The organism is Streptomyces sp. NPDC001219 (genome assembly GCF_053597915.1).
Map to the genome: position 1 here is coordinate 44,190 of NZ_JBSFJF010000005.1, position 26,535 is coordinate 70,724.

Sequence of the window (26,535 nt, forward strand, 5' to 3'; positions counted from 1 at the left end):
CGTATGCGGGAGGTGTAGAAAGAGGACATGGCCGGACGCTACGGCCGCCCGCGTTCGGTTCTCAGGATGCGAACTGTCGCAGGTCAGGTCTTTCTCCTGCAGGTGGCGATCGTGGTGTTGCTCGTCGCCGCCGCCATTGCGGCACTCGTGCTGCAATCCCGGTCCGATGCGGACCGCGAAGCCCGCAACAGGTCCGTGGCCGTCGCTGAGGCCTTCGCGAACGCGCCGGGCATCGAGGAGGCGCTGAAGAGCGCCCACCCGACCCTCGTGCTCCAGCCACGGGCGGAGGCCGCCCGCAAGCGCTCCGAGGTCGACTTCATCGTCGTGATGAACACCCAGGGCATCCGCTACACCCACCCCATCACCAACCGCATCGGCAAGAAGTTCGTCGGCACCCTGCAGCCGGCGCTGGCCGGCCGGGTGGTCACCGAGAAGATCACCGGCACCATCGGTCCGCTCGTCCAGGCCGTGGTGCCGGTCGTCAGCCACAGCGGCCCGGACAAGGGAAAGGTCATCGGGCTGGTCTCGGCCGGGATCACCGTCAACCGCGTGAGCGGGGTCGTCGACGACCAGTTCCCGCTGCTGTTCGGCGCCGCGGCCGGCGTCCTGCTGCTGACCACCGGCGGAACCGCACTGGTCAGCAGGCGACTGCGGCGTCAGACCCACGGGCTCGGCCCGGCCGAGATGACCCGGATGTACGAGCACCACGACGCGGTTCTGCACGCGGTACGCGAAGGCGTGATCATCGTGGGCGGCGACGGCTGTCTGCTGCTCGCCAACGACGAGGCGCGCCGGCTGCTGGGCCTGCCGCCGGACGTCGAGGGACGCCAGATCGCCGACCTCGGGCTCGACCCCGCCACCGCCCACCTGCTGGCCTCCGGCCGGGTCGTCACCGACGAGGTCCACCCGGTCGGGGACCGGCTGCTGGCCGTCAACCAGCGCTCGACGGAGCAGGCCGGCGGACCACCCGGCAGCGTCACCACCCTGCGGGACACCACCGAGCTCCGCGCCCTGACCGGCCGGGCCGACGTGGCCCGCGGCCGTCTGAAGCTCCTCTACGACGCCGGCACCGAGATCGGCACCACGCTCGACGTGGTGCACACCTGCGAGGAACTCGCGGGCTTCGGCGCCACCCGCTTCGCCGACATCGTCACGGTGGACCTGGCCGAGGACGTGCTGATCGGCGAGGAGCCGGCGCCCCCCGGCGGCGCGGCCCTGGAGATGCGGCGGATAGCCGCCCGCGGTGCCCCGCAGGACAGCGGCCTCTACCCCGTCGGCAAGCTGATCCGCTTCGAGCCGGCCACCGCCCTCGGCGCGGGCCTCGCCAGCGGCAAGGCGGCGCTGGACGCGGATCTGACGGCGTTCGCCGGCTGGCATCTGCAGAGTCCCGAACGGGCCAGGAGGATCGTCCAGCACGGCATCCACTCACGGATCGCGGTGCCGCTGCGCGCCCGCGGCGTCATCCTGGGCGTGGCCATCTTCTGGCGCTCGAACGAGCCCGAGCCCTTCGAGGAGGAGGACCTCTCGGTCGCCGAGGAGCTGGTCGCCCGCGCCGCGGTGAGCATCGACAACGCCCGCCGCTACACCCGCGAACACACCATGGCGGTCACCCTCCAGCGCAGCCTGCTGCCGCGCGCCCTCCCGGAGCAGAACGCCGTCGAGGCCGCCTACCGCTATCTGCCCGCCCAGGCCGGACTCGGCGGGCTCGGCGGCGTCGGCGGCGACTGGTTCGACATCATCCCGCTGCCCGGCGCCCGGGTGGCGCTCGTGGTCGGCGACGTCGTGGGGCACGGACTGCACGCCGCCGCCACCATGGGCCGGCTGCGCACCGCCGTCCACAACTTCGCCAACCTGGACCTGCCGCCCGACGAGATCCTCTGGCACCTCGACGAGCTGGTCACCCGTATCGACCAGGACGAGGGCGCCGAGGAGGAGGGCTCGGTCACCGGAGCCACCTGTCTCTACGCCATCTACGACCCGGCCACCGGGCACTGCACCATGGCGCGCGCCGGACACGTCCAGCCCGTGCTGCTGCAGCCGGACGGCACCGCCGAGGTCGCCGACGTGCCCGGCGGCCCGCCCCTCGGGCTCGGCGGTATGCCCTTCGAGACCTGGCAGCGGCAACTGCCCGAGGAGAGCCGTCTGGTGCTCTTCACCGACGGCCTCGTCGAGGACCGGAACCGGGACCTCGACGACGGCATGGCGCTGCTCAGCCGCACCCTGGCCGACCACCCCGGCCGGACACCGGACGAGACCTGTGAGGCGGCGCTGAGCGCGCTGCTCCCGGACCGGCCCAGCGATGACATCGCGCTGCTCGTCGCCCGCACCCGGGTCCTGGACACCGCGCACGTCGCCGACTGGGACGTGCCGCCCGACCCCTCGGCGGTGGGCCAGATAAGGGCCGCGGCGGTCCGCAAGCTGATCGAGTGGGGACTGGCGGAGGAGGCGTTCACCGCCGAGCTGATCCTCAGCGAGCTGGTCACCAACTCCATCCGGTACGCCGCCGGTCCCATCCGGGTACGGCTGATCCGGGACTCCTCGCTGATCTGTGAGGTCTCCGACCGCAGCAGTACCTCACCGCATCTGCGGCAGGCCGCCACCACGGACGAGGGCGGCCGCGGCCTCTTCCTGGTCGCCCAATTGGCCGAACGGTGGGGAACCCGCTACACGACCAGCGGCAAGGTGATCTGGACGGAACAGGCCCTCAGCGACCTGGATGTGGTCGCGGTGGAGGCCGAGGGCGACGATCCTTGAGCTGATGGATGAGTTCGGGGGCTCCCAGCGCCATAGGAGGCCGAGATGGACTACCCGCTGCTCAACGCGTTCTGGACCATGTGCCTGATCTTTCTCTGGGTCATGTGGCTGATCCTGCTGTTCCGCATCATCGGCGACATCTTCCGCAGCCATGACCTCAAGGGGTGGGGCAAGACCGGATGGCTGGTCCTGGTGATCCTGCTGCCCTTCCTGGGCGTCTTCATCTACGTCATCGCGCGTGGCCACGGCATGAGCGAGCGGGAGATCGCCCAGGCCGAACGGCAGCAGAAGCAGCTGCAGAGCTATCTGCGGGACACCATGGCGACCGGTGACGAGACCGGCCGGCACGCGGATTCCCTGGCGAAGCTCGCCGAGCTGAAGAACCACGGCGACATCACGGAGGAGGAGTACCAGAAGGCCAAGGCGAAGGTGCTCGCCTGACCGCACCCTCGCCTCACCGCGCCGCACCGCACCGCACCGCGGCCCGCGGAGGCGCCCGCCGCTGCCTGCCCGACTGCTAACCTCGAATTGCGCGAAACACGCAACTTGAGAAGCGCCCCCCGAGGGCTGAACCGTCCTTCAAGGGCTCCTGGCAGACGACAGCAGGCAGAGGCGGGCAGTGAAGTGACCAGTGGGGAACGCTCGGCCACCCGGCGCCGGCGCGAGCGGATGGTGGAGCTGCTCGGCGCCGGCGACATCAGCGTGCACGACCTCGCGGCGGAGTTCGACGTCTCGCTGTCCACCGTCCGCCGCGACCTGGCGACACTGGCCGCGCTGGGCCGGATCACCCGTACCTACGGCGGCGCGGTCGACCACCGGGCGGTGGAGCGCTCCTGGCACGACAAGGAACGCGAACAGCGGGACGAGAAGGACGCCATCGCCCGCACCGCCGCCGCACTGGTCCGCAGCGGCGACGTCGTCCTCCTGGACGCCGGGACCACGGCCGCCCGGCTGGCACACCGGCTGCGCGCCCGCCGCGACCTCACCGTCGTCACCAACGGCCTGTCCACCCTGGTCGAGTTGGCGGACGCGGAGGTGGAGGTGGTGGTGCTCGGCGGCCGGCTGCGGCGTCCCAACGAGTCGCTGCTGGGCACCCGGACCGAACAGGCGCTGCGCCGGCTCACCCCGGACATCGCCTTCCTCGGCGTCGACGGCCTCGATCCCCGGCGCGGCATCAACTGCCCGGACCCGGAACAGGCCGCGCTGAAGGAGACGATGGCCGAGTGCGCCCGGGGCTCCTGGGTGCTCGCCGACCACTCCAAGCTCGGCGGGGGAGGGGGCTTCCCCTACTGGGCCGCGATGCCGGCGGGTACGGGGCTGATCTCCGGGGGCGGGGAACGGGAGCTGGCCGCGTTCGCGGACGCCGGATGGTCGGTGCACCCGGCCGTGGCGAGCTCCGGCGACGCCGTCGACGGAGCCCCGACGCACACCTCTTGACAGCCCGTTCGGCGAGTGGCCACTCTGAATTGCGTGAACCGCGCAACAAAAATTGCGTGGTTCGGTCACTTCGGAGCCGAAGCCGGCACCGAAGCCGACGGGAGGAGACCGGGTGGCCCAGGTGCTCGTCATCGGAGACGACCTCACCGGCAGCAACGCGACCGGCGCGCTCTACGCGCGACTCGGGCTGCGCGCCGTCACCGTCGGCGACCTCGCCCGGGCCGCGCGCTACGCGGACCGGGTGGACGTCCTCGTCGTCAACACCGCCTCGCGGCACTGGAGCCCCGCCCGCGCCTACGCGGCCGTACGGGCCGCCGCCGAGGCCACGGGCACGGTGCCCCTCGTCGTCAAGCGCGTCGACACCACCCTGCGCGGCAACCCCGGCAGCGAACTCGACGCGGTGGCCGACGTCCTCGCCGCCCGCGAGCCCGCGGCCCGGATACGGACCCTGGCCGTCCCCGCCTTCCCCGACGCCGGCCGGAGCACGGTGGGCGGTCTGCATCTTGTCGACGGCGTACCGCTGACCCGGACGGCCGTGGCCAACGACCCCTTCGACCCCGTCCGGGATGCGCGGGTCGCGGCCGTGCTGGGCGCACAGAGCAGGCGCAGCACCGGCGAACTGGCCCTGGACGTGGTGGAACGGGGCCCCGGCGCGGTGGCCGCGGCGCTGCGGGAGAGCCCGGCCGACATCGTGGTCTGCGACGCCACCGAGAACGCGCATCTGCGCACGGTCGCCGCGGCCGCGGCCCGCCTCGCCGCCGAGGACGGCGTCCGCTGGGTCGCGCTGGACTCCGGACCGTTCGGTGCCGCCCTCGCCGCCGAACTCGGCCTGCGGCCCCAGGGCGGCGCACCCGCCCCCGTCCTGGCGGTCGTCGGCAGCCGCACGGACCGCACCCACACCCAGCTCGCCCGCACCGAAACCGCGCTCGGCGCCCGCTGGGCCGATCTCGACCCCGCCGCACCGGACCCCGGCCGGGTGCTGGCGGCACTGCGCACGGCGGTGGGGGAGGGGGCCGCGGTGCTCGGCGTCCGGGTCGCCCCCGGGCCGCCGGGCGCGGCCGCTTCCGTGCCCGACCCGGACGCCGCGGCCCGCATCCTGCGCGCGCTCGCCGACATCGCCCGCCGGGCGGTCACCGAACTGTGCCCCGGAGGGCTGTACGCCTCCGGCGGCGACGTCGCCGCGGCGGTCACCTCCGCCCTGGGCGCCGACGGCTTCGCCATCGAGACCGAGGTGCTCCCGCTCGCCATCGCCGGACACCTGGTCGGCGGCGCCCACGACGGACTGCCCTTCGCGACGAAGGGCGGCCTGATCGGCGGCCCCGACGCCGCGCGCGCCTGCCTGGAGCACCTGCGCGCGGTCTGCACCCGGCACGCCCCCGGCCCCTCCGTGCGCACGACCTGAACACCGCACCCCGAAAGGCGCTCCCATGACCGACCCTCAGCACGCGTCCGGCCCCCGGACCGGCCGGCACCGGCCGGACGGCGGCGGCCCGCCGCCGCTCCTGGCCGTCACCCTCGGTGATCCCGTCGGCATCGGTCCCGAGATCACCGCCCGCACCCTCGCCGACCCGGCCATCGGCGCACTCGGCCGGGGGCTCGCCGTCGGTGACGCCGCCGTAATGCGCCGCGCCGTCGCCGTCTGCGGCCTGGACGTCGAGGTCAACGCCGTCGGCGCGCCCGGCGAGGCACGGTTCGAGCCCGGCACCATCGATGTGCTCGACCTCGGTATCGCCCCCGCCGACCTGCCCTGGGGCACCGTCGACCCGGTGGCGGGCCGCTCCGCCGTGGCCGCGATCGAGGCCGCGACCCGTGCCGCGCTGGCCAGTGAGGTGGACGGCATCGTCACCGCGCCGATCAACAAGGAGGCCATCTGGGCGGCCGGTTCGCAGCACCTCGGCCACACCGAGATGCTCGGCGAACTCACCGGCGCCGCGCACTTCGACACCATGTTCGTGGTCCGCGGCCTCAAGATCTTCTTCACCACCCGCCATGTGTCGCTGCGCAAGGCGCTCGACCAGATCACCGAGGAGCGGGTCACGGCCGCCGTCCGGCACGCCACCACCGCGCTGCGCGTCTTCGGCCATGACGAGCCCCGGCTCGCCGTCGCCGCGATCAATCCGCACGGCGGCGAGGGCGGCCACTTCGGCGACGAGGAGATCACCGTGCTGCGCCCGGCGGTCGAGAAGGCGGCCGCCGAGGGCCTCGGCGTCGTGGGGCCGGTCCCCGCCGACTCGGTCTTCCACCAGGGCCTCGAAGGGCGCTTCGACGGAGTGCTGTCGCACTTCCACGACCAGGGCCATATCCCCGCCAAGACCGTCGACTTCGACGGCACCGTGTCCGTCACCGTGGGCCTGCCGGTCCTGCGGACCTCCGTCGACCACGGCACCGCCTTCGACATCGCGGGCAGCGGCCGCGCCTCGCACGGCACGATGGCCGCGGCCTTCCGCGCCGCCGCGGACTTCAGCCGCTTCACCGACCGCATCCGGGCCGCGTACGGAACGGGGGCCGGCCGGTGACGGAGACCGGACCGATCCCGCAGCCGGCCTCGGCAGCGGTCCCCGCCAAGCGCTGGGCGTATGTCATCCCGGTCGCCGCGATCATGTACATGCTGGCGTATCTCGACCGGAACAACGTCTCCGTCATCCTCCCCTACATGCACGGCGAGCTGGAGCTGTCCAACGCCGACAAGGGCATGGTCGGCGGCATCTTCTTCGTCGGCTATGTCTTCCTGCAGATCCCGGCCGCGATCCTCGCCCAGCGCTGGAGCGCCCGGAAGACCGTCCTCCTCCTCATGGTGGCGTGGGGGCTGGCCGCGTCGCTGTCCGGTCTCGTCCAGACCAAGTCGCAGTTCTACGCGGCCCGGTTCGTGCTGGGCTTCTTCGAGGGCGGTGTCTGGCCGGCCGTCCTCATCCTGCTCGCCTCGTGGTTCCCGCTGCGCGAGCGGGCCCGTGCCAACGCCCTGTGGATGGCCTGCCTGCCGCTCTCCTCGGTGTTCATGGCGCCGCTGTCGGGGTGGATGCTCGACCACGCGAGCTGGCGCTGGGTGCTGGTGCTGCAAGGGGTGCCGCCCCTGGTGTGGGCGGTGGTCTGGTGGTTCGCGGTCGCCGACCGCCCCGAGCAGGCCCGGTGGATCTCCCGTGCCGAGGCCGACCACGTGGCGCGGGCGCTCGCCGCCGACGAGGCCGCGAAGCCGCCGGCGGGCAGCGGCTCGTACCTCGACGCCGTCCGGCAGAAGCCGGTCCTCGTCCTCATCGGTGTCTACTTCTTCTGGATCACCGGCTTCTACGGCTTCAACCTGTGGCTGCCCTCGGTCATCAAGGAGCTGACCCACGGCGGGTCGTCCACCGAGGTCGGGCTGCTCACCGCGATCCCGTTCACGGTCGCCCTGGCCGTGATGATCGCCAACGCCGTCTGGTCCGACCGCACCGGCAGACGGCGCCAGGCGGTGGCCGTCCCGCTCGTCGTGGGCATCGTGGCGCTGTTGCTGGGACAGACCGTGGACGGCGCCCTGCCCCGGATGCTGCTGCTCTGTGTGACGGCCGCCGCGGTCTACGCGCCCTACGGTCCGTTCTGGGCGATCCCCGGTCAGCTGCTGCGCTTCGAGGTGGTGGCCGTGGCCATGGGCCTGATCAACGCCCTGGGAAACCTCGGCGGGTTCGCCGGTCCCTATCTGGTCGGCTGGCTGACCGACGCCACCGGCTCCAGCCTCACCGGCTTCGCCGTCCTCTCCGGCTTCCTCGCCATGGCCGTGGCACTGGTGACACTGGGGCTGCGCACCGGCCCCCGGTCCGTACGTGAACGTCAGCTGTCCGGGCAACCGGCGGAAGGCTCCTGAGGGCCCTCGCCCGAGAGGCCGTCAGTTCCCCCTGCGCAGGATGTGCGGAGTGACGCTCCCGCCGAGCTCGTCGGCGGGAGCGCTGCCGTTCTGCCGCTTTCCCTGGGGTGCGGCGATATCCCGGCGCCGGGGGGAGAGCCTGGCGGGGTGATCATTTACTCCAACTTGCCCAATTCACGACGTGTCGGGTTTTGGGAGGTTCCGTGAAAGTGAATCCTGGAAAGGTCGAATTACCCCTTTGATCCTCTCGAGGAGCAGACATGCGCATCCGCGCCGCGATCGCAGCCAGCGCCCTGGCCACCACCATCGTCATGGGCGGTGCGAGCGCCGCCCTGGCCTGCAACATGGGCAAGGTCAGCAAGGACCGTCATCACCACCACCACAAGCACCACCACGGCCACGGCCACCACGCGTCCTGCTGGCTCTCCGCGGGTGTGCTCGACCACGTCGGCCCGGTCTTCAGCGAGGGCTGCGAGAGGGGCGGCTGGGGCTGGGGCGACGACAACGGCCGTCGTCGCTGACCGAAAAGCTCTTCCTGCCGGTGCCGGCCGACGCGACCTCAGGTCCGTTCGGCCGGCACCGGCGGCATGTCCGGGCCGCGCTCCGCGGCCCGTTCGCGTCTCAGGTCCGCCCCGCGCCCCGGCCGGGCTTCCGCGGGGCCAGCTCCGGCAGCCCGGACAGGGTCTGCAGCGCCCTCACGAGCACGGCGCGATCGGCGGCGGGAAGTCGGGCGAGCAGCCGTTCCTCCCCTTCCTGGATCGAGGCCTGGGTCGCGTCCCGCAGCCGCCGCCCCTCGGTGGTGAGGGACAACAGTCGCACCCGGCGGTCCCCGGGGTCCGGCTGACGGCGGATCAGCCCCCGGGTCTCCAGATCGTCCAGCACGGCGATGATGCGGGTCTTGTCCGCCCGGATGGCCTCGGCCAGCGCGGCCTGCGTACGGATCGGGGTCTCGTCGAGGTACAGCAGGACCGAGTAGGCCCACATCGTCAGGCCGTGTGCGTCGAGCACCGGCTGCTCGGCCGCCATCAGCGCACGGCCCAGGGGTACGACCATCGCCGCCAGGTCGGGACGGGCCGGCCGCCCTCCGGATGTGGTGCCCCTGTCGGCTGCGTTCTCGGCCATGGGCAAGAAAATACCCGTTGACAATTCATGTGCTGGAGCTGATCGTAAGCACATGCCTACGAATATCGCGGACGCGTCCGCCGCGCACACCGACTTCGCCCGCCTCCGGCGGCTCCACGCCGAGGCGGTCCGGGACAGCGTGACCCTGATCCGCCGGGTGACCCCCGGCGACCTCTCCCGGCCGACACCCTGCTCGGCCTGGACCCTGGCCGATCTGCTCGCCCATATGACGGCCCAGCACCACGGCTTCGCGGCGGCGGCGCTGGGCAAGGGACAGGACCGGGCGCACTGGACGGTCCGGCAGCCCGGCCCGGACCCCGTCCGGGAGTACACCGCCGCGGCCGAGAGCGTCCTCGCCGCCTTCGCGGCAGTGGAGCGTCCGGATCAGGCCTGCGCCCTCCCCGAGTTCAGTGCCGACCGCACCTTCCCCGCCGTCCGTGCGATCGGCTTCCACCTCATCGACTACGTGGTGCACAGCTGGGACGTCGCCCGCACCCTCGACCTCGCGTACGCCCCGGGTGCCGAACTCCTGCGGGCCGCCCTGCCGATAGCCCGCGCCGTCCCGGACGGCGACTTCCGGCTCGCCCCGGACAGCGCCTTCCGGCCCGGCCTGCCGGCCGGCGAGGACGCGGACACCCTGGCGCAGATTCTGACGGCGCTCGGCCGCTCGCCGCACTGGCGCCGCCCGGAGCACGGCACCCCCGGCTGAGCGCGGCGGACGGTCCCGGCCGCCCGGGGGATCAGCGCTGGAGGAAGGCCAGCAGATCGGTGTGGAAGTCGTCCTTGTACGAGCCGACCGCCGTGAGGCCGTGCGGTGCGCCCGGGTAGATCTTGAGCGTGGCGCCCGGCACCAGCTTCGCCGACTTCTGGCCGGCGGCCACGAAGGGCACGATCTGGTCGTCGTCACCATGGATGATCAGGGTCGGGACGTCGAACCGCTTGAGGTCCTCGGTGAAGTCGGTCTCCGAGAACTGCTTGACGCAGTCGTACGCCCCCTTCAGGCCCACCTGCATGCTCCACATCCAGAAGGCGTCGCGCACGCCCCGGGAGACGGCGGACCCGTTCCGGTCGGCACCGTAGAAGGGCTCGCTGAGGTCCCGGTAGAACTGCGAGCGGTCGCCGGCGACACCGGCCCGGATGCCGTCGAAGACCTCGCGCGCCAGCCCCTCCGGGTTCGCCTCGGTCCTGAGCATCAGCGGCGGGACCGCGCTCAGCAGCACCGCCCCGGACACCCGGCCGGTGCCGTGCCGGCCGATGTAGCGGGCCACCTCACCGCCGCCGGTGGAGTGCCCGACCAGCACCGCGTCCCGCAGGTCCAGCGCCTCCATCAGCTGCGCCAGATCGTCGGCGTAGGTGTCCATGTCGTTGCCCTGCCACGGCTGGCCGGAGCGGCCGTGGCCCCGGCGGTCGTGGGCGACCGCCCGGTATCCGTGCGCGGCGACCAGGTGCATCTGGTCGTCCCAGACGTCGGCGTTGAGCGGCCAGCCGTGGCTGAACACGACGGGACGGCCGGTTCCCCAGTCCTTGTAGAAGATCTCCGTGCCGTCGGTCGTGGTGAGGGTGCCCATGGGGTGGTCGGTCCTCTTCTCTCGTTCAGCCGGAGTACGGAGGCGGGCCGAGGGGACGGCGCCGGGGAGGGGCGGGAGGAGGCGGCGTGCGGCTCCCAGCGTTTCCGGCCCGCGCCGCGGGGGCGTGCCCGGAGAGGCAGGGGAGTGACGGCGGCCCACCATCCGGGTGGCGCCCGCCGCTGCCGCGCATCCGGACCGGGCGGGTGGCCCCGGGCGACCGGTGCGCTCTGGACGGGTACGGGGCCGTGCCCTAGCGTCAACAGCCGCCCGTGCCACCGTCGTCCGGGCCCGATGTCCGCCCGGGGAAGCCGAGGACGTGTGGTGACCACCCGCCCGCAGCCGCCCGACATCCTGTCTCGTGGCGCGGTTCGCGACCCGCTTCCCGGTCAACGTGATCGTCGACATGCTCGGGCTGGACCGGGCCGACCACGACCGCTTCCACGACTGGTACGGCTCCGTCGTCGGCTTCCTGGCCAACCTGGCCAAGGACCCCGCGGTCGCGGACGCCGGCCGGCGCGCCGGCCAGGAGCTCGCCGCCTATCTGCGCCCCGTGATCCACGAACGGCGGGCCGCCCCCGGCGACGATCTGCTCTCCACGCTCTGCACCGCCGAGGTCGACGGCACCCGGATGAACGACCAGGACATCACGTCGTTCGTCAGCCTGCTGCTCGCCGCCGGCGGCGAGACCACGGACAAGGCCCTCGCGGCCCTGTTCCGCAATCTGCTGGCCCACCCGGACCAGTTCGCCGCGGTACGCGACGACCGGTCGCTGATCCCCGCGGCCTTCGCGGAAACCCTGCGCTACACCCCGCCGGTCCAGATGATCATGCGGCAGCCGGCCGCCGACGTGACCCTCAGCGGCGGCACCGTCCCCGCGGGAGCCACCGTCACCTGTCTGATCGGCGCCGCGAACCGCGATGAGCGCCAGTACACCCGGCCTGACACCTTCGACATCCACCGCGCCGACCTGACACCCGCCACCGCCTTCAGCGCCGCCGCCGACCACGTCGCCTTCGCGCTCGGGCGGCACTTCTGTGTAGGCGCGCTGCTGGCGAAGACCGAGGTGGAGGTGGCGGCCCGGCAGTTGCTCGACGCGTTTCCCGCGATGGACTTCGCGGCGGGCGCGGCGCCCGCCGACGCCGGGGTCTTCACACGGGGACCGGAGCGGCTGCGGGTGCGGCTGAGGCCGGTGGACGAGGGAGCCGTGCGGGCTTGAGGTGACGAGGCGTCACACCCGCCGTGCCGCCGTCACCTCTTCCGTGCCCGACGGGAGCGCGGCCCTGTCCGGCCGGCGGCCTCACTGCCCGGCCACGTCGAGTCCGACGAGGTAGCCGGCGAACTCCCGGCCGTCACGGGCGGCCACCCAGCGCCTCGCGGACGTCAGGGCGGTGAGCGTGCCCGAATCCGGCACCACGTACCGCGTCCCCTCCGGGTCGCCGGGGCGGGGCGCGTACCGGCAGTGCACCGCGCTGATGGCGGTGACGGTGGCGACTGTGGGGGCGGCCCCCTCCGGAGCGTCGACATGGTGATCCTCGGCGGCGTCCACCGTGGCGGCGGTCTCGGCGCCGAGGACGTCCGCCAGCCACTCCTTGTCGGGGTCGATCAGCGTCCACGACACCTCGGAGCCGATGCTGAACGGGTCGCCGCAGCACTGCATTTGCCAGTCGTCGAGCCAGACCGTGAGGTTCATACGGTGATTCTGCCCGGAGGGGTACGCCCTCGGCAGGGACTCCGGCACCTTCAGTCCTCCTCGGCCGGCGGGTGCCGCAGGACGTAGAGGCCGACGGTGATGGCGAGCGCGATGACACAGGCGGAGAAGGTCAGGCCCGCGTCGCGCAGGCCGAGCGCCTGCGCGAGCGCGCCGACCCCGACCACCGGCAGCGAGATGCCGAGATAGGCGACGAGGAAGAAGGCCGAGATGGTGCCGCCGCGGTGCTCGGGCGGTGCCGCGTGGCCCACGGTGGTGAGTCCGGCCCGGAACGCCAGGCCCTGGCCGACGCCGCCGCACACCGCGCCGATGACCAGCAGCGGCAGCGAGGTCAGGGCCAGCGAGGTGGCCACCAGCGACAGGCCCAGCACCAGCACCAGACAGCCGCCCGGCAGCGCCCTGCGGACGCCGACCCGTGCCGTCAGGGACTGCCCGGCGGTGGAGCCCAGGAACACGGTGAAGACGATCAGTCCGGCGACGGCCAGGTTGTGCACCCCGAGCGTCTCCCCGACGAAGCTCGGCGCGACCGCGGTGAACAGCCCCAGGAGGGAGAACCCGGCGAACGCGGCGACGGCCGACGGGGCGAAGACGCCCCGCACTTCGGGCGGGAGCCGAAGTCCCTGGGGCCGCAGCCTCCGGGGGCGGTGCGGCGAGCCTGCGGTCTCCGGCAGGAACCAGGTCACCACGGCCGCCCCGGCCAGCAGCAGGAGATGGACCAGGAACGGCAGGGCCAGCGGCCACGGCGCGTACTGGGCCAGGAGCCCGGACAGCAGCGGGCCGCAGCCGAGGCCGCCCATGTTCGCGGCGGTGGCGGCGAACCCCGCATGCGCTTCCTGGCCGGGCCGGGCGAGTTCCAGCACGGCCGCCGTGGCGGCGCCGCTGAACAGCCCGGCGGCGAAGCCGGACAACACCCGCCCCAGCAGCAGCATCGGCAGCCCGCCCTCGAAGAGGAAACAGAGCGCGCTGGCCGCCGACAGACCCAGCGCGCACAGCAACACCGGCCGCCGCCCGACCTCGTCGGAGACATTGCCGGCCAGGAGCAGGACCGTGATCACCCCGAGGGCGTACACGGCGAAGACCACGGTCACCATCAGCTCGGAGAACCCGAGCTGGGCGCGGTAGAGCCCGTACAGCGGGGTGGGCAGCGTCGTCCCGGCCATGCCGACGGCGAACACGCCTGCCGCCGCCGGATAGCCGAGCCGCCGGGTCCCGCCGGTGCGATCGATGATCATGGCCTCAAACGTAGGCTTCCGTGGCCGTGCCGTCGAGGCCCACTGGAGGGACCGGGCCCGGAAACGGACGGGCGTGGCGCCCCCGCGGTCGGCGGGGGCACCACGCTGTGTCCGGTGCGGGGCGGATCAGTGCTTGGCGGAGGGCGTGTTGGACGCCTTCACGTTCACGGCCGCCCAGGCCTTGTCCACGGTCTTGTACTCGGTGCTCTTGGCGCCGTACAGGTCCTTGGCCGCGCGCAGGGTCGCGACCCGGGCGTCGTGGAAGTCGGTCGTGGAGACCATGTACCGGGTGAGCGCCCGGTAGAAGATCGCCGTGGCCTTGCTCCGGCCGATGCCGGTCACCTTGGAGCGGTCGTAGGTCGGCGAGTTGTAGGTGACACCGCCGATGGTCTTCTTGCCGCTGCCCTCGGCGAGCAGGTAGTAGGCGTGCGAGGAGACACCGGAACCGGCGTGCACCTCGGTGTCGTAGGACGCCTTCGACCAGTAGTCGACCGCGCCTTCGAGCTTGTCGAGGGACGGCTTGTCCAGACGGCGCAGGAACTTCTGGTCGAGGCCCAGCTTCTCGCCCAGCAGGTAGTTCGGCGGGTTCTTCGGGTTGTTGGTCGCGAACTCGACCGCGCTGCCGAAGATGTCCGCCAGCGACTCGTTCAGCGAGCCGGGCTCGCCGAACTGGTTGCCCTCGATGTCCACCCGGGTGGGCTGGAGGTTGGCGGTCGCGTCGACGACGCCGTGGGACAGCTCATGGCCGGTGACGTCCAGGACGACCAGCGGCTTGGCGAACGTCCGGCCGTCACCGTCGCCGTAGAGCATGCAGCCGCAGTTGGGCGACCAGAAGGCGTTGCCGACCTTGTTGCCGAAGTGCACCAGGGCGCGCGCCCCGCGGCCGTCGTTCTTGATGCCCTTGCGGCCGAAGGTCTTCTTGTAGAAGTCGAGGGTGCTGGCGACGCCGTACTGGGCGTCGACGGCGGCGGTCGCCCGGTTGCTCGTGGTGCCGTTGCCCCAGCGGTTGGTGGTGCTGGTGAACGGCTTGCCGCTGCTGAACTTGTCCAGTTCCTTGTCGCGGGCGTCCCGGGTCTCGGTGTTGCCGCGGGTGGAGTCCTTGAGGACGTAGGACTTCTTGCCGGTCCGGGTGGTGGACAGCGGCACACTGCCGACGAAGAAGGACGCGCCGGTGCCCTTGGCCGCGGCCGGGTATCCGGGCTTCGCCGCCTTCTCCGTGACGGGCGCGGCAGGAGTGAACAGCCCGGTCGCGGGGTTGAGCCGCTCGCCCCGCGCGCGCAGCTTGCGCTGGAGGCCGGGGGACAGGAACGAGTCGTCGGCCTGGACGTTGCTGAGCACCGTGCCGGACGCCGCGTCGAGGACGACCGTACGGGTGCCACCGGACTCGGCGGTCCGGCTGTCGGACACCTGCACCTGGTAGGCCAGCTTGGTACGGCCGTTGCGCGCGTCCACGACGAGTTCGGCGTCGCCGGCCTCGCCCTTGCCCACGGCGGCGGCCTTCGTCCGGGCCTCTCCGGCCGACAGTTTCGGCTTGGTGCCGTTCATGTCGACCTGGTGGCGGAAGGCCCGGGTCACCCCCTCGTACGCCGACTTGGCGGTCAGGTGGACGACGAGGTCGCCGCCGAGCACCGGCATGCCGCGGTGGGTCCGGATGAAGCGGACATGCTGCCGGCCGTCCGGGTCGACGAGCGTGTCGGTGGCTTCGAGCGTGTCCTTCTTGCTGACTCCGGTGGCCTCGCCGTGCGCGTAGGCGGCGGCACGGGCCGTGTCAACCACCTTCTGGGAGGCGGGAGTTGAGGAGGAAGCAGTCACCGGCGAGGCCGGCGGGGTCGCGGAGGCACTGCCTGCCACACCCGCGGTGAGGGTGGCGGCCGTCGTCACGGCGACCGCGATGGCCAGGCGGTGTCTGCGTATGTGGGGTCTACGCACTGATGTGGGTCCTTAGCGCTGCGGGGGCGGTCGGCTCACCAACCGCCCGTACGCGCGGTGCTGTTGTGCACCGCGGGGGCCGCGGGGCCCCGCGCAAACCCTGGTATGTCTGGCATGGGCATGTAAAGAGAAATGATCAGGAATCGAGATCCATGGGCGAAATTTAACAATTGGTCAGCTTTAAGTAGCCAACAGGTGACCAACTGTGGTCTAACTGAGGAGACATGGGGTGGCGCGAAATGGTTGCCCGGAAGACGGGCGGAAATTTGATCTGCTACCGGGACGGGCGGGGGTGGGTCCGCCGACTCCGCACAGCCGTCAGCGCGGGCCGGATGGCCAATGTCATCCGGCCCGCGCTGACGGGCGTCGGGTCACCCGCATCGCCGCTCGGGTCCGCGGGTCAGGTCTGCGGGTCAGGTGTACGGCTCGGGCGGGCGGCGAGAGGGTGCGGGGGAGCCGGCGGCTGCGGCGCGGTGGCGCGTGCCGGGCCGGCCGGGTCGGGGCCGGCGGAGGTCAGGGCGATGACCTAGCGGGGGAAGAGTTCGTCGAGGGAGGCGTCGGCCCGCTCGCCGCCGCGTACAGCCTCGACGACGGCCTGGTGGAAGGTGCGGCTGGCCTCTTCGGAATCGCACGGGACGGGACTGCCGGCCATGGTGTACCAGTCCGACGCCCCGGTGTACTGCACAGCTACATGAGCCAGGTTCTCCGACCAGGTGGTGTGTATGGTCAGGTCGCCGTTGATCACGCCGATCTCCGTGGTGCGAACGGCGCCGGGTAGGGCGTGGATTCCCACTGTGGTCCAAGATGCCCAGGTCATGATGTTCCCCTCGGCGGCAAGGGCCTCGGCCGGCAGCCGGGCGCGGTCCCTCAAGTCTGGCACTGGAGGTGCGGGGGCGCACCGCATGCGGCGGCACGGATTCCGCTCGGATCGCCGGGAGCGGTCCGGGCACCGGAACCCGCCATCACTGAACCTTCAAATATCACTCGATGAAGGACGTGGCGGGAGGGCTGTCGGCGCCCGGACGGTCGCGGTCCGTGTTCCGGCAGGCCCGCCGGGGCCTGCCGGGTGCATGGGGCTCGACTGAGAGGAGGCTCAGTCGATGACCGTATGGAAGAAGGTGACGGCCGCACCGAAGGAGGCGCCGCCGACGAGGGTGGCGGAAGCCGGGGTGCCGCCGTTGAGGAGGGTGAGCACGCCGGCGCCGATGGCGGCGAGGGCGCCGAGGAGGAAGATGACGGCGGCGCGCTGACTCAGCAGGGTTGATCTGTTGTCGGACACATCAACTCCCATCTGCGCGGGAGCGGGGGAGTCGCTCGGTGCGGATGCTGATGGTCTGACTGATCATCTCACCTCCCGCCCCGGATTCTCGGCAGCACACGACGAAATTCCCCAAGGGGGAAGGAAAAGGCGCAAAGTGGCGGCGGGTGCGGAGTGCTGACGGGAATTCACGGCCGCCGAGGAGCGGCGCACGGGAGCGGTGGGTCTTGGTGTCCCCCTCCGGGGTCAGCGGCTGTAGCTGCTTGCCTTGAGGGGAATCCGTCTCCCGCCCTCCGCCTGCCGGGTGAGCGCGAGGACCGCCATGTCGTCGTCGCGCGGGCCGCCGGTCCAGTGCTCGACGTCCCGCACCAGGCGGTCGATCACGTCCTGCGGTCCCCGGAACGGGCCGTGGCCCGCCAGCTGGGTCTCGGGATCGTAGAACCGTCCGGAGTGGTCCCGGGCCTCCGTCACCCCGTCGGTGACCAGCAGCAGGGTGCTGCCCGCCGGGAACGGCCGGTCGGCCGGGCGGGTCCGTTCCAGCCCCAGGGTGCCCATCCCCAGGGGGAGCCCCGGTTCGGCGTCCTCCAGGGCGTGTACCTGGTCGCCGTGGCAGAGGTAGGGCACCGGGTGGCCGCAGTTCAGCATCCGCAGACCGGCGGCTCCAGGGAGGACTTCGCAGATCAGGGCCGTGATGAAGCCCTCCAGCCGGTCTTCCTCGGAGGTGTTCTCGCTCTCCCGCAGCAGGGCGCGCTCCATCCGGTCGGCCAGCGTCGGCAGGTCCGGCTCCTCCTCGGCGGCCTCGCGGAACGCGCCCAGCAGCACCGACACCGCGCTCACCGCGCCCAGGCCCTTGCCGCGCACATCGGCGATCAGCAGCCGGACGCCGAACGGGGTCCGCTGGACGGCATAGGCGTCCCCGCCGATCCGGGCCTCGCTCTGGGCGGCCTGGTAGCGGGCGGCGATGGCCAGCGGGCCGACGCGCTCCGGCGGTGCGGGCAGCACGGCGCGCTGGGCGGCCTCCGCCACCGTGCGCACCACGTCCAGATGGCGTCCGTGGCGGGCGATCACCCGGTTGACGCCGACCCCCATGAGCGCGGCGAACAGGGTGTTGATCAGCTCCAGATACCCCACGATGTCGCCGGCGGTGCCGTCCTTCACCGTCAGCGCGAAGACCCCGCCGACGATGGCGATGCCGATCGCCACGGTGTGCCGCAGGGAGAACAGCGCACCGGCCGTCACGCTGGCCGCGGTCAGCATCGGGTCGCCCCAGTAGTCGGCCGGTGAGAACGCGTCCCAGACGAGGCCTCCGGCGACCAGGACGCTCGGGGCGAACTCGACGTATCGGGGCCATCGGGGGGAGGGGGAGGGCATAGGCATTCCTGACCAGCGGTCCAGCGGTCCATGTCGGCCAGGGCCTGTCCGGCGGATCATGGACGGACGGGCCCTAGCAGGAATATGCCTGTTTTGCACTGTTTTATACCGCGTGAATCGGGGTGGGCGTCGACGGGCACCCGGTCAGTGGCCGCTGGGAGGCCGCCCGGCGGTCCGCCCGGCCTCCCAGCCCTGGGAAGCGGCCGCCCGGCCCCCCGGACGCGGCCGCCCCGGCACCCGGTAGGCATCCGCCCGGCTCAGCGAATGCGGCCCCCCGGCGCCCGTGTCGCCGGGCGGTCCCCGCCGGCCGCCGGATAGCGTCGGGCCCCAGAACAGCGCCGCCCCCGCCGCCCGCCCGGGCGCGGTGCGGGCCCCGCTCAGGAGCCCGGGGCGGCCGACGAGGAGGTGGGCCGTGGCCACGTGGCCGGCCGTACTGTTCGCAGTGCTCGCGGCGGCCAGCAACGCGCTGGCCACGGTCCTCCAGCGGCGCGCCGCCCGTACGGTCCCGCTCTCCGCCGGACTGCGCCTCGGCCTGCTCGTCGACCTGCTGCACCGTGCCGTCTGGATCGGCGGGATGCTCGCGGTCGTCGCCGCGGCCTGCTTCCAGGCGCTGGCGCTGTCGCAGGGCGCACTGTCGGTGGTCCAGCCCCTCTTCGTCCTCGAACTGCCCCTCGCCCTGCTCATCGGACGGGTCCTCCTGGGCGGGCAGATCTCCCGCACCGGCTGGACCGGTGTGGCCCTGCTCGTCGTCGGCCTCGGCTCCGCCCTCGCCGCCGCCGCGCCCACCATCGGCACCACCCACGCCCCCTTCGACCGCTGGGTGCCCGCCCTGGTGGTCTGTGCCGGGGTGATGGCCACGGCGGTCGTCGCCGCGCTCCGCCGCGGGGCGGGCGGGGTACGGGCCGCCTGCTTCGCCGGGGCGACCGCGGTCGGGTACGCCCTCACCGCGGCCATGCTGAAGGACGCCACCCACGCCTGGCAGACCGGCGGCCCCGCCGCGTTCTTCAGCAGCTGGCAGACCTACGGTTTCGCGCTCACCGGCGTACTGGCCATCTTCCTCCTGGAGAACGCCATGCAGTCGGGCCCGCTGACCGCCTCGCAGCCGGTGCTCACCCTCGGCGACGCGCTGGTCAGCCTGTCGCTCGGCGTCACGCTGTACGACGAGCGGGTGCGGACCGGCTGGTGGCTGATCCCCGAGGCGATCGGCGTCGGACTGGTCCTGTGGGGCGCCGTGCTGCTCTCCGGCGTCGCCCTGGCCCAGGACCTGACAGGGGCCCAGGACAAGGCGCCGGCCACCGCACACGACACCGGTACGGCGCCCGGGGCGGCGGACACCTGAGCCCCGCGGGACACCGGGCTTCCTCGGCCCGGCCGCGCCCGGGGAGCCGCCGGCTCACAGCATGACGTGCTTGACCTGGGTGTAGTCCAGCAGTCCGGCGAGGGACAGATCGCTGCCGTAGCCGGAGTGCTTGACCCCGCCGTGCGGCATCTCCGACACCGTGGTGCCATGGGTGTTCACCCAGACGATCCCGGTGTGCAGGGCGCGGGTGGCCCGCATCGCACGCGCGTGGTCGCCGGTCCACACGCTCGCCGCCAGACCGAACCGGACCCCGTTCGCCATGCGGAGGGCCTCCGCCTCGTCGGCGAACGGCTGCACCGTGACGACCGGGCCGAAGATCTCCTCCTGCACGATCTCGTCGTCCTGGCGCACCCCGGCCACCACCGTGGGGGCATGGAACCAGCCGGGCCGCTCCGGCGCCGTACCTCCCGTCACCACCTCGGCATGGTCCGGCAGACGGCTCAACAGGCCCTGTACGGAGGCCCGTTGGGCCGCGCTGTTGAGCGGGCCGTAGTCGGCGGCCGGATCGTCGGGCGGCCCGGTCCGCAGCGCCCGCGCCGCCGCGGCGAACGCGGCCACGAACGCGTCATGGCGGCGGTGGTGCACCAGGAACCGGGTGGGCGCGGTGCAGTCCTGGCCGGCGTTGTAGTACGCCACGGCCGCGAGTTCGGCCGCGGTGGCCGCCACGTCCACGTCCTCATGGACCAGGACCGGCGCGTTGCCGCCCAGCTCCAGATGCACCCGTTTCAGGTCCGCCGCCGCGGTGGCGGCGATCTCCTGCCCGGCCCGGACACTGCCGGTGACGGCGACGAGCCGGGGCACCGGGTGCGCCGTCAGGGACCGCCCGGTGTCGCGGTCCCCGCAGACCACGTTGAGCACCCCGGGCGGCAGGTGCTCGGCGGCGATCCGGGCGAGCAGCGCGGTGGCGGACGGGGTGGTGTCGGCGGGTTTCAGGACGGTGGTGTTGCCCGCGGCGAGCGCCGGGGCGACCTTCCACGCGGCCATCATCAGCGGGTAGTTCCAGGGGGTGATCTGGGCGCAGACCCCGACCGGTTCGCGGCGCTCCAGCGAGGTGCGGCCCTCGGTGTACTCGGCCGCGGCCGCGCCCGGCAGCCGGCGCGCGGCCCCCGCGAAGTAGCGGAAGGTGTCGATGACCGCGGGCAGTTCCTCGCCGCGGAACTGCCCCGGCGGCTTGCCGGTGTCCCCGACCTCCGCGGCCACCAGCGCGTCCGCGTGCTCCTCGACCGCGTCGGCGATCCGCAGCAGCGCCCGCTGCCGCTCGGCGGGGGTGGTCAGCGACCAGCGGGCGAAGGCGTTCTCCGCGGCGGCGCAGGCCGCGTCGGTGTCGGACGGGCCGGAGCGCGGCGCGCTGCCGTGCACCGCGCCGGTGGCGGGGTCGACCAGGTCCGTCGTCGCGCCGGAGGCCGCCGGGCGGTCCGTTCCCGCGAGGTGGTTGCGGACCGGTGCGCGGGTGGGGCCGTCAGCCATGACGGAGCACCTCCCGGGCCGCCGCGCGGCCGGTGCGCACCGCGCCCTCCATGTAGCCGGCGACCCACTGGTCGGAGCCGCAGACGTAGAAGGGCGGTTCATGGGTGCCGTGCAGCGGGCCCACCGCCGTGACATCACCGGGGTTCCACTGCGTGACATACCCCTGGGTCCAGGGATCGGTGCCCCACCAGCGCAGATACGAGGTGAACGGCTGGAAGGCCTCGGCACCGTAGAGACGTGCCACGTCCGAGAGCAGTTCGTGGTCCCGGACCGGGGCGGGCATACCCAGCAGGACGCCGTAGCGTTCGGGCGGGATCAGCGCGGAGAGGATGCCCTCGCTCTGCGGCCAGGTGCTGCCGAGCACGCCTTCGCACTCGGAGAGACCGTTGAGGTCCAGCTTGCGCCAGAAGGGCTTGTCGTAGGCCGCGGCGAACTTGGCGGCGACGGCCTGCCGCTGACGGTGCAGCGAGGCGACCCGGGCCGCGGAGACACCGGTGAGGGCGACCGAGCGGAGCGGACCGACCGGCAGCGCGCTGACCACGGCGTCCGCCGTCAGGCTCTCCCCGCAGGACAGCCGCACCCGGCAGCCGCCCGGCCGCACCGCCACCTCCTCGACGGGCGCTTCGAGCCGGATGCGCCGGCCGAGTGCGGCGGCCATCCGCAGCGCCACCGTCGCCGAGCCCTCGGCGACCCGCAGGCCCTCCCAGTCCTCGTAGGTGTAGGGGGCGGCGCCGGGGACGGCGGCGTGTTTGCGCAGCGCGGCGAGCAGCGAGGTGCGCTCGTAGGAGCCGCTGGCCAGGGCGAGTTGGCCGATCTCCCAGAGCCGTACGACGGCCGGGCTCGCCCCTTCGCCGCGCAGCCAGGCACCGACCGACAGCCGGTCGAGGGCCGCGGCGTGCGGATGGGCCCACGGGTCCTGCGGGTCCACGGTCCGTGCCAGCTGGACGAAGGCGTCGGTGACCTGGCGGTGGCAGGCCTCGTCGCCGGGGCCGAACCAGTGCGGCGGGTCGCCGGCCGAGACGCCTTCCGCGGTGGCCCGCGCCATCCGTCCGGGCTCGGCGACATAGCTGGGGACGAGGGTCAGACCGAGTTCCGCGGCCAGCGCGAGGTAGGCGGTGTGGGCCCGGCCGACGACCTCGCCGCCGAGCTGGACCAGCCGGCCGTCGGGCAGCACGGCCTGCTCGACGCGTCCGCCGACCCGGTCACGGGCCTCCAGGACGAGGACGTCGGCACCGGCCGCGCTCAGGTCCCGCGCCGCGGCGAGCCCGGCGAGCCCGGCACCGAGCACGATGACATCGTGGTTCATGGGGAAGCTTCCTTTGCTGTCGGCGGGCGGGCCAGGCGCCGCGGGGCAGGCGGGAGTTTGACGACAGGTCCTAGTCCAGGACCAGGCAGTGCTCCGGCCGCCAGCCGATCTCCACGCTCTCGCCGCCGCTCCAGCGGTCCTCCATGCGCGAGCGGTCGGTGTTCTGCTCCAGTACGGACACCGTGACGCCGGGGGCGAGTTCGATCAGATAGGTGGTGGTGGGGCCGGAGTAGACGGTCTCCCGCACCACGCCCTGCACCAGCGCCATGCCCGGTTCGAAGTCGGAGAGCCAGATCTTCTCGGGCCGTATCGACAGGCTGACGCTGCTGCCGTCGGCGACGCCGCCGCGCTCCCCGACCGGCAGCGCGGGGCCGCAGTCGAGGACCACCCGCCCGTCGCGGTAGGTGCCGGGGACCAGGTTGGAGGTCCCCATGAAGGAGGCCACGAAGCGACTCGCGGGGTGTTCGTAGACGTCCTCCGGCGTGCCGCACTGCTCGACCCGGCCCTCGTTCATCACCGCCACCCGGTCGGACATGGTCAGCGCCTCGTCCTGGTCGTGGGTGACGAAGACGAAGGTGATGCCGACCTCGCGCTGGATCTGCTTGAGCTCCACCTGCATCCGCCGGCGCAGCTTGAGGTCGAGCGCGGCCAGCGGCTCGTCGAGCAGCAGCACCTGCGGCCGGTTCACGAGGGCACGGGCCAGGGCGACCCGCTGGCGCTGGCCGCCGGAGAGCGTGCCGGGCTTGCGGTCGCCGAGCCCGCCGAGCTGCACCCGCTCCAGCATCACGCCGACCCGCTCGCGGATCTCGGCCCGGCCGACGCCCTTGCGCTTGAGGCCGAAGGCCACGTTGTCGGCCACCGAGAGATGGTCGAAGAGGGCATAACTCTGGAAGACGGTGTTGACGTTGCGCTTGTCGGGCGGGAGCGCGGTCACGTCCGCACCGCTGAGCAGGACGGTGCCCGCGGTGGGGTCGGTGAAGCCGCCGATCATCCGCAGCGAGGTGGTCTTGCCGCAGCCGGAGGGGCCCAGCAGGGAGAAGAACTCGCCGGGCGCGATGTCCATGGAGAGGTCCCGTACCGCGTAGGAACCGCCGTAGTTCTTGCTGACGTGGTCCAGCCGGACGGCGGGCGGGGCGCCGGCCGGGGCCGCGCCGGCACAGGGGGCGTCGGAGGAGGTCATGGGTGTCACTTCCCGGAGAGCAGATCGAGGCCACCGCGGCGGCCGAACAGACGCGGGATGGCCAGGGCGAGACCGATGAGGCCGACGGAACCGGCGAGCATCAGCGTGCCGACGGCGTTGATGGTGGGCTGGACGCCGAACCGGATCGCCGAGTAGATACGGACGGACAGCGGCTGCGGGTCCACTCCGGTGGTGAAGTAGGCGAGCACGAAGTCGTCGAAGACCAGGGCGAAGACGAGCACCGCGGAGGCCAGGATGCTGGGCAGCAGCGCGGGCAGGGTGACCAGGCGCAGCGCCTGCCACCGGGTGGCGCCCAGGTCCATCGCGGCCTCCTCGACCTCCGGGTTGAGGGCGGCGATCCGCGCGCGCAGGATCACCGTCACATAGGAGATGGAGAAGGTGATCTCCGCGAGCATCACGGTGCCCGAGGAGAGGGTGATGTCCATGCCCTTGAAGAGCAGCATCGCCGCGACACCGGTGACGATCTCCGGGGTGATCAGCGGTACCAGCATGATCAGGCCGGCCAGCGAGCCGAGCCGGGTACGGCAGCGCACCAGCCCCAGAGCCAGCGCCACACCCAGGACCACCGAGCCCGCCATGGCCACCAGGGAGACCCGCAGGCTCATCCCGAGCGACTCGATGAGCACGTTGTCGTGGAAGAAGGCGGAGTACCAGCGGAGGCTGAAGCCCTTCAGGACGGTGAGGGACTTCTGCCCGTTGAAGGAGAAGAGGACCACCACCGCGATCGGGAGGTAGAGGACGAGGAAGAAGAGGGCGGTGACCGCGAGGGCCAGCCGGGGCCTGCGGTCGGTGCCGCGGCGGTGCGGGGGACGGCGCGTCATCGGGCGGCCTCCGCCTCGTCCTTGCGGGTGCGCCGCAGATAGCCGAGCATCCCGAGGAAGAGCACCGCCATCATCAGCATGGTGAGGGCGGAGCCGAGCGGCCAGTTCTGGCCCTGGAAGAACTTGTCCTGGATCAGGTTGCCGATCATGATCTGGTCCGGCCCGCCCATCAGCTGGGCGCTCACGAAGTCGCCCATGGCGGGCAGGAAGACCAGGACGGCGCCGGCGGCGGCACCCTGCCGGGTCGCCGGAAGGGTGACGAAGAAGAAGGTCCGCAACGGCCCTCCGTACAGGTCGCGTCCCGCCTCGATCAGCGAGAGGTCCATCCGCTCCAGTGCCGCGTACAGCGGGATGATCATGAAGACGATGAAGCCGTAGACGAGCCCGGCGATCACCCCGACCCCGCTCTGCAGGATCTTGGTGTGCGCATCGGCGAGCCCGACCGCGCGCAGCGCCTTCAGCACCGGCCCGCCGTCGGACAGCACCACCGACCAGCCGTACATCCGCACCAGGTAGTTGGCGAAGAACGGCACCACGATCGCGGCGATCAGCAGGTTCTTGAACCGGCCGCCGTGCAGGGCGATGGCGTAGGCGACCGGATAGGCCACGATCAGACAGACGACGCAGGCGATCAGCGCGAAGGCCAGCGAGCGCAGCAGCACGATGCGGTAGGCCGGGTCGGCCATCGCCGCGATGTTGTCGAGGTTGAACCCGAACCGCGGGTTGCCGAGCGGGTCGGTGGTGCCCAGGGCCAGGGTGGCCACGAGGACCAGGGAGGCGATCAGGAACCCGGTCATCCACAGGGTGCCGGGGAGCATCAGCCAGGTCCACAGCCGGGTGCCGGACGCGGAGCGCCCGCGCCGGTCCCGGAGTGCTCCGGAGGGGGTGCGTTGTGCCATGTCAGCCGGCTTTCACGTGGGTCCAGGCGGCATCGCGGGCCTGCTCGCCCTTCGAGGACGCGTTGCGGAAGAAGAGGTCGGCCCTGAGGTCGTCGGGGCCGACCAGGCACTGCGGGAACGGCTTCACGATCGCGGCGTAGACGTCCTCGCTGCCGCCGACCGGCATCGGGTAGCCGATGTACTCGATGTTCCTGCGGACGTTCTCGGGTCTGAGCATGTGGTCGATGAAGAGCATCGCCGTGCCGGGATGCCGGGCGTTGGCGGGGATCGCGTAGCAGTCCGAGTTGATCGGCGCGCCCTCCCTGGCGACCTCGAAGCCGAGCACGGACGGGTCCTTGGCCTGGCCGAGCATGGCGGCCATGTCACCGCTCCAGGCCTGGGTCATCACCGCGTTGCCGTTGAGCAGGTTGTTGTAGCTGTCGCTGGAGAAGCCGCGCAGCCGGGGGCGGAGGCGCTGCAGCGTGGCGGTGATACGGGCGAGGTCGTGCGGGTCGGAGGTGCCGATGTCCAGGCCGAGTTTGAGCGCGGCCATGCCGAGCACCTCGTCGCGGTCGTCGAGGACGAAGACCTGTCCCTTGGCCCGGCGGTTCCACAGGTCGTCCCAGGAGCCGGCCAGGTCCTCACCGATCCGGTCCTTCCGCCAGCCGATCCCGGTCTTGTACATGGTGAACGGCACGGTGTGCGCGGAGCGGCGGTCGTACCAGGGGTCGGCGAAGTAGCGGTACCTGCCGAACACCGCGTCGGCGTGCGGCAGCCGGGAGTGGTCGATACGGCGCAGCCGCCGGCCGTCGGCCAGCCGCTGCGCCCATTTCGCGCTGGGGAAGATGATGTCGTAGCGGTTCCCGGCGTTGAGTTTGGCGGCCATGCCCTCCATCGAGTCGAAGTTGGACTGGATGACCTTGACGCCGTACTTCTTCTCGAAGCCGTCGAAGACCGCCGGGGCGACGAAGTCCGCCCAGTTGAAATACACCAGGTCGCCGTCCACCTTGACGTCGATCGGCCGGTCCGGGTCGCCGAAGGCGTCGCGGTCCTCCGGCAGAAAGCCGCAGCCGGCCAGGCCGGCGCCGAGCGCCGCGGCGACGCCCGTGCGCAGGAGCGCGCGCCGGGACACAGGTGGGGGTTCCTCGGGGGACATGAGGTCCTCTCCGTAGGGGATGAGCGCTGCTTCAGGGAGCGGTCACGGATGCACGGAAGCCCTGTCCTCCGTGCGGGACCTGTTCAGCCGTGGCGCGGGGCGTCGCGCGCCGAGGGGGACGGCTCGTGGCGC

Annotated in this window: 23 protein-coding genes and 1 pseudogene; 10 read left to right on the forward strand and 14 right to left on the reverse strand. The window is 72.4% G+C overall.

Annotated features, from left to right (window positions below; translation table 11 throughout):
• The first annotated feature begins 27 nt into the window (after positions 1-27).
• From ACWC9R_RS04590 to ACWC9R_RS04620, 7 genes are all read left to right on the forward strand, one after another.
• The gene (locus tag ACWC9R_RS04590) at positions 28-2,754 is read left to right on the forward strand and encodes a SpoIIE family protein phosphatase (RefSeq protein WP_450728917.1); all 2,727 of its coding nucleotides are present in this window, start codon (positions 28-30) and stop codon (positions 2,752-2,754) included.
• A 45-nt stretch (positions 2,755-2,799) separates the two neighbouring features.
• Positions 2,800-3,195, forward strand: a complete 396-nt coding sequence (locus ACWC9R_RS04595; RefSeq protein WP_450728918.1) for an SHOCT domain-containing protein — start codon at positions 2,800-2,802, stop codon at positions 3,193-3,195.
• A gap of 183 nt (positions 3,196-3,378) precedes the next feature.
• On the forward strand, positions 3,379-4,191 hold the full coding sequence (locus ACWC9R_RS04600) for a DeoR/GlpR family DNA-binding transcription regulator (RefSeq protein WP_450728919.1): 813 nt from the start codon (positions 3,379-3,381) through the stop codon (positions 4,189-4,191).
• 112 nt (positions 4,192-4,303) lie between these two features.
• A complete protein-coding gene (locus ACWC9R_RS04605) occupies positions 4,304-5,593 on the forward strand; it encodes a four-carbon acid sugar kinase family protein (RefSeq protein WP_450728920.1) in 1,290 nt (429 codons plus the stop codon).
• Positions 5,594-5,618: 25 nt separating this feature from the next.
• Entirely contained in the window at positions 5,619-6,707 is a 1,089-nt protein-coding gene (gene pdxA / locus ACWC9R_RS04610; protein ID WP_450728921.1) for a 4-hydroxythreonine-4-phosphate dehydrogenase PdxA, read from the forward strand.
• On the forward strand, positions 6,704-8,026 hold the full coding sequence (locus ACWC9R_RS04615) for an MFS transporter (RefSeq protein ID WP_450728922.1): 1,323 nt from the start codon (positions 6,704-6,706) through the stop codon (positions 8,024-8,026). The genes pdxA and ACWC9R_RS04615 overlap by 4 nt, the downstream gene beginning before the upstream one ends.
• A gap of 260 nt (positions 8,027-8,286) precedes the next feature.
• Complete coding sequence (locus ACWC9R_RS04620) at positions 8,287-8,547, forward strand: hypothetical protein (RefSeq protein ID WP_362609165.1); 261 nt, start codon at positions 8,287-8,289, stop codon at positions 8,545-8,547.
• A 100-nt stretch (positions 8,548-8,647) separates the two neighbouring features.
• On the opposite strand, the gene ACWC9R_RS04625 is transcribed toward ACWC9R_RS04620, so the two are convergent.
• Positions 8,648-9,148, reverse strand: a complete 501-nt coding sequence (locus ACWC9R_RS04625) for a MarR family winged helix-turn-helix transcriptional regulator (protein WP_450728923.1) — start codon at positions 9,146-9,148, stop codon at positions 8,648-8,650.
• Positions 9,149-9,200: 52 nt separating this feature from the next.
• Here ACWC9R_RS04625 and ACWC9R_RS04630 point away from each other — a divergent pair, with 52 nt between their 5' ends.
• Entirely contained in the window at positions 9,201-9,857 is a 657-nt protein-coding gene (locus ACWC9R_RS04630) for a TIGR03086 family metal-binding protein (RefSeq protein ID WP_450728924.1), read from the forward strand.
• 31 nt (positions 9,858-9,888) lie between these two features.
• Here ACWC9R_RS04630 and ACWC9R_RS04635 read toward each other — a convergent pair whose 3' ends face one another.
• A complete protein-coding gene (locus tag ACWC9R_RS04635; protein WP_450728925.1) occupies positions 9,889-10,716 on the reverse strand; it encodes an alpha/beta fold hydrolase in 828 nt (275 codons plus the stop codon).
• 355 nt (positions 10,717-11,071) lie between these two features.
• On the opposite strand from ACWC9R_RS04635, the pseudogene ACWC9R_RS04640 reads away from it, so the two are divergent.
• Positions 11,072-11,932, forward strand: a pseudogene (locus ACWC9R_RS04640) (cytochrome P450); the annotation flags it as partial.
• Positions 11,933-12,013: 81 nt separating this feature from the next.
• Here the strand turns inward: ACWC9R_RS04640 and ACWC9R_RS04645 are convergent.
• The 6 genes from ACWC9R_RS04645 to ACWC9R_RS04670 all read right to left on the reverse strand — a co-directional run bounded on the left by ACWC9R_RS04645 (position 12,014) and on the right by ACWC9R_RS04670 (position 18,214).
• Positions 12,014-12,406 (reverse strand): DUF6578 domain-containing protein, encoded by a 393-nt coding sequence (locus tag ACWC9R_RS04645; protein ID WP_450728926.1) that lies wholly within the window; start codon positions 12,404-12,406, stop codon positions 12,014-12,016.
• A gap of 50 nt (positions 12,407-12,456) precedes the next feature.
• On the reverse strand, positions 12,457-13,656 hold the full coding sequence (locus ACWC9R_RS04650; RefSeq protein ID WP_450728927.1) for an MFS transporter: 1,200 nt from the start codon (positions 13,654-13,656) through the stop codon (positions 12,457-12,459).
• Positions 13,657-13,782: 126 nt separating this feature from the next.
• The gene (locus tag ACWC9R_RS04655) at positions 13,783-15,585 is read right to left on the reverse strand and encodes a M4 family metallopeptidase (RefSeq protein ID WP_450728928.1); all 1,803 of its coding nucleotides are present in this window, start codon (positions 15,583-15,585) and stop codon (positions 13,783-13,785) included.
• A 526-nt stretch (positions 15,586-16,111) separates the two neighbouring features.
• Complete coding sequence (locus ACWC9R_RS04660) at positions 16,112-16,402, reverse strand: hypothetical protein (protein WP_450728929.1); 291 nt, start codon at positions 16,400-16,402, stop codon at positions 16,112-16,114.
• A 276-nt stretch (positions 16,403-16,678) separates the two neighbouring features.
• A complete protein-coding gene (locus ACWC9R_RS04665; protein ID WP_393359432.1) occupies positions 16,679-16,864 on the reverse strand; it encodes a hypothetical protein in 186 nt (61 codons plus the stop codon).
• A gap of 225 nt (positions 16,865-17,089) precedes the next feature.
• Entirely contained in the window at positions 17,090-18,214 is a 1,125-nt protein-coding gene (locus tag ACWC9R_RS04670) for a PP2C family protein-serine/threonine phosphatase (RefSeq protein WP_450728930.1), read from the reverse strand.
• A 412-nt stretch (positions 18,215-18,626) separates the two neighbouring features.
• Between ACWC9R_RS04670 and ACWC9R_RS04675 the strand changes: the two genes are divergently transcribed.
• Positions 18,627-19,553, forward strand: coding sequence for a DMT family transporter (locus tag ACWC9R_RS04675; RefSeq protein WP_450728931.1), 927 nt, complete (start codon positions 18,627-18,629; stop codon positions 19,551-19,553).
• Positions 19,554-19,607: 54 nt separating this feature from the next.
• Here the strand turns inward: ACWC9R_RS04675 and ACWC9R_RS04680 are convergent, their stop codons facing one another.
• The 6 genes from ACWC9R_RS04680 to ACWC9R_RS04705 form a co-directional block, all read right to left on the reverse strand.
• A complete protein-coding gene (locus tag ACWC9R_RS04680) occupies positions 19,608-21,041 on the reverse strand; it encodes an aminobutyraldehyde dehydrogenase (RefSeq protein WP_450728932.1) in 1,434 nt (477 codons plus the stop codon).
• Positions 21,034-22,347 carry a flavin monoamine oxidase family protein gene (locus ACWC9R_RS04685; RefSeq protein WP_450728933.1) on the reverse strand — a complete coding sequence of 438 codons (1,314 nt, stop codon included), beginning with the start codon at positions 22,345-22,347 and terminating at the stop codon, positions 21,034-21,036. The genes ACWC9R_RS04680 and ACWC9R_RS04685 overlap by 8 nt, the downstream gene beginning before the upstream one ends.
• Before the next feature lie 70 nt (positions 22,348-22,417).
• Positions 22,418-23,527, reverse strand: a complete 1,110-nt coding sequence (locus ACWC9R_RS04690) for an ABC transporter ATP-binding protein (protein WP_450728934.1) — start codon at positions 23,525-23,527, stop codon at positions 22,418-22,420.
• Between the two features lie 5 nt (positions 23,528-23,532).
• Entirely contained in the window at positions 23,533-24,369 is an 837-nt protein-coding gene (locus ACWC9R_RS04695) for an ABC transporter permease (RefSeq protein WP_450728935.1), read from the reverse strand.
• On the reverse strand, positions 24,366-25,268 hold the full coding sequence (locus ACWC9R_RS04700; protein WP_450728936.1) for an ABC transporter permease: 903 nt from the start codon (positions 25,266-25,268) through the stop codon (positions 24,366-24,368). The genes ACWC9R_RS04695 and ACWC9R_RS04700 overlap by 4 nt, the downstream gene beginning before the upstream one ends.
• A gap of 1 nt (position 25,269) precedes the next feature.
• Entirely contained in the window at positions 25,270-26,403 is a 1,134-nt protein-coding gene (locus ACWC9R_RS04705) for a polyamine ABC transporter substrate-binding protein (protein WP_450728937.1), read from the reverse strand.
• Positions 26,404-26,535 lie beyond the last annotated feature (132 nt).